This is a genomic window from Roseateles sp. (assembly GCF_036404855.1).
Classification (GTDB): Bacteria; Pseudomonadota; Gammaproteobacteria; order Burkholderiales; family Burkholderiaceae_C; genus Pelomonas.
Window position 1 is genome coordinate 1 of the sequence record NZ_DASWYS010000362.1, and the last position, 4,487, is coordinate 4,487.

Below are 4,487 nucleotides of genomic sequence, written 5' to 3' on the forward strand. Positions count from 1 at the left end.
AAACTGGGGAGACGATCTTTAACGATCGCCTCCCTTTTTTTTGGTTCCTCGCCGATGTCAGGGGACCAATAGGACGCGGCCAGGTGCCACACCTGCTAAGTTGAAGCTGTCGAGACTCTGCTTTGCAGGGGGCAGCCATGGCCGCAGCCCCGTGTATTTCTCGCCTCGGAGCCTGGGAAGGCTATGAGGTGGACGGGGATGAAGAGATGCGCCGGCATGGCGTGGCGTGGTGCGTCATCCGTCTGAAGCCGTTGGCCAGAGCCCGGCGGCAGTGCCGCGCCTGCGAGACATCTTGGAACTGCCCTCTGCCCACTGCCCGCGCCGGCGGCCCGGCGCAGGTCGAGGGCCTCGTCGCCGGCCCCCTCACGCGCGTGCCGGACTCTCGGTTCAAGGACTTGCAGGTCTGGATCGACACGCCCGACAAGGTGTTCGCCGAATACTCAGTTGAGGCCGCTGTCCCGGCCTCAGGCAACGTCTACCGGCAGACCTGTGCCGGAGTGCTGATTGCCGAAAACGGCAAGATCAAGCGCCTGCGCGAAACACTGGACGCGGCGGTCGCTGTCGCCGCGTTCAAGTAGCACTGAGTGCAACGGGTTGGCCGGACAGCAGGACCTGCGCATAACGGGAACCTGCCTCCACATATAGCGCCTCGATCAGCATCGCCGGTGCATTCGCAACACTCACTCGACGTCCGCCAACAAAGTGGAGCGATGTAGGGGATCGCAAGGAATACGCACGCTGAGCCTGTCCAAGGAGACAAAGCAGGAAAGCAGGACATTGCGCTCCTGTGGCCTGCTTGCGGCGCGCGCCGCCGATTCGGCGCCCTGTCGCCCGCACGGCGAGGGTGGTCTCGGCGACGGGAGCACCTCGTCCCGACACTGCATGGACTCAGTCCTTCGTCTCTGGCCAGGTGCCACTAAGCCGTGCTTCGGTCTCAAGAATGAGCTCGCCTGCACTCCGCCCCAAGGCTCTCGCGATCCGAAGAATCAATACAAGGGTGGGCGCATGCTCGCCGCGCTCGATCTTTCCCATGTGAGACCGCTCGATGCCAGCCATGTGGGCCAAAGCTTCCTGCGCGATCCCATCTTCAGACCTTGCGGCAACGACAGCGGCGCCGAAAGCCCGTGCAGGCTCTGACTCAAAGGTCGTCGCGCCCGTGGGGCGACCTCGCTGAATGGCACGCTTTTCCATAGCTGGAAGCGTGAAATTTGCAAGTACGCAAAACCACGTTATATTTAACTCATTCCAGCCCAAAATGGGTGGATAAAGCGTCGGCAAGTCGAGAGAACCATCTTGCGGCAGGCCTACCCACTTGTGATCCAAGCGGAGGACAACGCTATGAAGATTCTTGACGCGAAGGTACGGCGCGACAGATGGCTGAGCCTCCCCCGCTGCCGTCGATACGCTGTTGTCGCGTTCAGTACCCTGTCAAAGCTGCCGCTCAGAACCCAGGCCAGGCACGGAACGATTTGCTGGGCGCTTGGTTCGCTGATCACGGGCGAAAGCGAACTGTTGGGTGCGTGGAGGCTGAATGCAGAGGCCGCACTGCCGACCACGGTGTTCGGTGATCTTCATCTCCGTGGGGTCGAGTTCATTCGTTGCGGCCTGGGAAACCTTGCCGACGCCGAGCCGGCATTCCTGTCGACCTTCCGCAATGCCGCGCTGTACCCGTCGCTCGAGCAGGGGTTTGCCGCCGCCATCGATGCGGTGAAGCCCAGGCACCGTGCGGCCATGTCAAGCATGCTCCGCAATGCCGCCCTGCCTACCGACGCGGTGCAGGGGACTGCTTCCTTGCACCAGGACTCCGGTGCCGATCTGCGCCAAAGGTACCCGGCAGTCCTGAAGGAATGGGACAAAGTCGTCGCACGGCATGAGCCACTGCTGGCCCTGCCCGAGCCGTATCCGCGTCTGGCTCAAGCTGCCGATCGGGCAGCCCTGGGCATCCAGGAGCGTCTGCTGAGGGCAATCCAACGACGTGGTTCGTTCGCGGATTCGGCCGAGGCCTTCGATTTCGTCGTCGACAAACTCATGCGCGCTGAGCAGCGCCTTCAGCAGGAGGTCGGTGACGTGGCGCTTGCGACGTTCAAAACACAGTCCGGCCGCCTCGCGGCGGTGCCTGGCGGCGCCGTGGTTGCACGTGCGTTGCCCTGAAGTGCATGACCGTGAACATCGACTGGCGAAGGATGTTCCAGAGCACGAAGGCCATGCTGCTGCGGCGTGGCCAATCGGCGCAGGACGCGGACGACCTGATGCAGGACGCCTACCTCCGTCTCCAACGCTTCTCCAGGGAGCACCACGTCGAGAACCCAGAGGCCCTCTTCATGACGACGGCCTTCAATCTCTCCATAGATGCCCATCGGGCAAGGAAGATCAGAGGCGACGAGGTTCAGCCGGAAGACGTGGAACTCGTCGATCCCCAGCCGGACATCGAAGCCGGGGTGCTGGGGCGGGAATGCTTGCGGCGCATGGATGTGTGCCTGGGCCGGCTCAGCGACCGGACCCGGCAGATGGTCCTCGAATACCACCTAGAAGGTCTGACCTATGACGAGATTGCGGCGAGGCACGGTCTGAACACGAGCACGGTTCACCACCAGGTGTCGAAGGCCCTCTTCAGGATGGCGGGTTGGATGCATGGCTGGTATCCATGAGTCATCCGGCTGGGCGCGACGAGGGCCCAGGCCATAGAACGACGGCAGCGCTCGAGAGGGGAAGCGGGCCGCCGAGGCCGCTCTCTCTTCCTGATCGCGATGAAGCGGGCTGAGCGGCCCGGGTGACCGGCTTGGGCTCCTTGTCGGGTGCGGGCAGCGGTGGCAGCGGTACTTCCTTGCGGCAGGCCGCCAGCGCAGACAACACCATCAGCGCTACGGTCAACCGCCACAGTGTTCGGGAGGTCATGGCACCCATGCCCGGTCAAACCCAGGGCACGCCATAGTGGTCGTACACGCCGCGGCCGTAGGCGTCGGAGTACAGGGGCAGCTCATCCTTGGCATAGCGCGGCGCGCTCCTGAGCTGAGTCATGTCGAGATTGACGACGTAGCCGTCCTTTTCCACGTCATAGCGCAGCATGCTCCAGGGAAGGGGAAAGCGGTCCGTGCCCACCCCAAGAAAGCCGCCGAACTCCATCGCCGCATAGCGCACGTGGCCATTGCGCTTGTCGATCACGAGGTCATCGATGGTGCCGAGCATCTCGCCGGCGAGGTTGTAGACCTTGGTCCCTTCGACCTTGGAGGAAGAGATGGTGGGATGCAGGCTCATCGCAGCTCCTCTGTCGTGCACTCCACCACTTTCGGCCACGGCGGCTCACCCGGCGATCAGCAGGCCGGAGGTCCGGCTGTAGGCGCGGACCGACCCGCAGCCAGCCTCAGTCGCGCACTTCGCCCAGGCGCAGCTGGGTCTGCACGCGCGCCAGCAGCACCAGCGGGCGCAGCGGCAGGCTGAGGCAGTCCGATGCGCCCAGGGCCAGGGCCAGTTCCTCGTCGCCGCCGGCGACGAAGAGGATGGGGACGGCGCGCGTGGCGGCGCCGTCGCGCAGCCGGCTGAGCAGGCTGAGGCCCGGCTGGTCTGCCACCGTTTCGCCCAGCAGAATGAGGCGCGGAGCGGGTTCGCTGCCGGCCAGGCGCAACAGCGCGGCGGGCGAGGCAACACTGCGCACGTGGCAGCCGGCCTCGCGCAGCAGCTCAGCGGCCCCCTCGGCTGCCTCGCCCGCCAGCAGGACCAGCGGCGCAGCAGCGGTGTCAGAAAGATGAGCGATGGGCATAGCGCTCATCTTGGGCGCGCGAGCGCAGCGACGCGAGAGGGTAGCAAGGGGTTTCCCGCATTCCCGACAGCAGCGCACAAGAATCCCCTACACCGCCGTTACATGTCTTGTCGGACAGTGAGGCCATGCCCCGAGGACAAGAAAGACAAGCATGCGCGACAACGGACCGGTGACCCAGCAGGAATACGAGATCAGCGCCGACACGCCCCTGGTGTCGACCACCGACCTGCAAAGCCGCATCACCTACTGCAACCCGGCCTTCATTGCCGCCAGCGGCTTCGACCGTGACGAGCTGCTGGGCCAGCCGCACAACCTGATCCGTCACCCGGATATGCCGGCCGAGGCCTTCCGCGACATGTGGGCCACGCTGAAAGAGGGCGAGCCGTGGACGGCGCTGGTCAAGAACCGCCGCAAGAACGGCGACTTCTACTGGGTGCGGGCCAACGTCACGCCGGTGCGCGACGCCCGCGGCATCTGCGGCTTCATGTCGGTGCGCACCAAGCCCAGCCGCGAGGAAATCCGCGGCGCCGAGGCGCTGTACGCGCAGATGCGCGAGGAGTACCGAGTTGCCGGCGGCGGCAAGGCCCCCAAGCTGCCGACGCGCCTGCACAAGGGCGCGTTGCAGCGCGCCGGCTGGGAAGGTTTCAAGAGCCGACTGGCCAGCCGCGCCGCGCTGTGGCAGGAGGTCGCCGCCATGCTGGCCGCGGGCACGGCGGCGGGCGCCGTGGCC

7 protein-coding genes are annotated in these 4,487 nt (G+C 65.3%); 4 read left to right on the forward strand and 3 right to left on the reverse strand.

The window, feature by feature from the left end; all coding sequences use genetic code 11:
- Positions 1–137: 137 nt before the first annotated feature.
- A complete protein-coding gene (locus VGF12_RS24015) occupies positions 138–578 on the forward strand; it encodes a nuclear transport factor 2 family protein (RefSeq protein ID WP_331178569.1) in 441 nt (146 codons plus the stop codon).
- 310 nt (positions 579–888) lie between these two features.
- On the opposite strand, the gene VGF12_RS24020 is transcribed toward VGF12_RS24015, so the two are convergent.
- Entirely contained in the window at positions 889–1,191 is a 303-nt protein-coding gene (locus VGF12_RS24020) for a helix-turn-helix transcriptional regulator (protein WP_331178575.1), read from the reverse strand.
- Positions 1,192–1,338: 147 nt separating this feature from the next.
- Between VGF12_RS24020 and VGF12_RS24025 the strand changes: the two genes are divergently transcribed.
- Both VGF12_RS24025 and VGF12_RS24030 read left to right on the forward strand, forming a co-directional pair.
- On the forward strand, positions 1,339–2,151 hold the full coding sequence (locus VGF12_RS24025; protein WP_331178570.1) for a hypothetical protein: 813 nt from the start codon (positions 1,339–1,341) through the stop codon (positions 2,149–2,151).
- Between the two features lie 11 nt (positions 2,152–2,162).
- A complete protein-coding gene (locus VGF12_RS24030) occupies positions 2,163–2,648 on the forward strand; it encodes an RNA polymerase sigma factor (RefSeq protein ID WP_331178571.1) in 486 nt (161 codons plus the stop codon).
- Positions 2,649–2,910: 262 nt separating this feature from the next.
- Here the strand turns inward: VGF12_RS24030 and VGF12_RS24035 are convergent, their stop codons facing one another.
- Positions 2,911–3,255: a PRC-barrel domain-containing protein gene (locus VGF12_RS24035; protein WP_331178572.1), complete on the reverse strand. Its 345-nt coding sequence runs from the start codon at positions 3,253–3,255 to the stop codon at positions 2,911–2,913.
- 106 nt (positions 3,256–3,361) lie between these two features.
- Positions 3,362–3,757, reverse strand: coding sequence for a hypothetical protein (locus tag VGF12_RS24040; RefSeq protein ID WP_331178573.1), 396 nt, complete (start codon positions 3,755–3,757; stop codon positions 3,362–3,364).
- A gap of 151 nt (positions 3,758–3,908) precedes the next feature.
- On the opposite strand from VGF12_RS24040, the gene VGF12_RS24045 reads away from it, so the two are divergent.
- On the forward strand, positions 3,909–4,487 hold a 579-nt coding region (locus VGF12_RS24045), incomplete at its 3' end, for a PAS domain-containing protein (RefSeq protein WP_331178574.1).

Coding starts and splice junctions, on each gene's coding strand:
- VGF12_RS24025 (WP_331178570.1), top strand. CDS start 1,339: ATGAAGATTCTTGACGCGAAGGTACGGCGCGACAGATGGCTGAGCCTC.
- VGF12_RS24020 (WP_331178575.1), bottom strand. CDS start 1,191: ATGGAAAAGCGTGCCATTCAGCGAGGTCGCCCCACGGGCGCGACGACC.
- VGF12_RS24015 (WP_331178569.1), top strand. CDS start 138: ATGGCCGCAGCCCCGTGTATTTCTCGCCTCGGAGCCTGGGAAGGCTAT.
- VGF12_RS24040 (WP_331178573.1), bottom strand. CDS start 3,757: ATGCCCATCGCTCATCTTTCTGACACCGCTGCTGCGCCGCTGGTCCTG.
- VGF12_RS24035 (WP_331178572.1), bottom strand. CDS start 3,255: ATGAGCCTGCATCCCACCATCTCTTCCTCCAAGGTCGAAGGGACCAAG.